Consider the following 258-nt stretch of genomic DNA (forward strand, 5'->3'; position numbering starts at 1 on the left):
ATAGTGATTCCGTCAGTAGCGGCGAGCGAACGCGGAACAGCCTAAACCTGTCGACTTGTCGGCAGGGGTCGTGGGACGTCAATGTGGCAGCAGCTCATTAGGTGAACTGGTCTGGAAAGGCCGGCGGGACAAGGTAAAAGCCCTGTAGCCGAAAGTGAGCGAGAGCCTAGACGGATCCCGAGTACCGCGGGGCACGTGAAACCCCGTGGGAATCTGGCAGGACCATCTGCTAAGGCTAAATACTACCTAGCGACCGAT

The 258-nt window shown here is 57.8% G+C and carries 1 rRNA gene; it reads left to right on the forward strand.

Features of this window, described 5'->3' with window-relative positions:
- Window positions 1-258 (forward strand): 23S ribosomal RNA (locus KJS47_RS23890); the annotation flags it as partial.

The sequence above is a fragment of the Paenibacillus sp. J31TS4 genome, assembly GCF_018403265.1.
Lineage (GTDB): Bacteria > Bacillota > Bacilli > Paenibacillales > NBRC-103111 > J31TS4.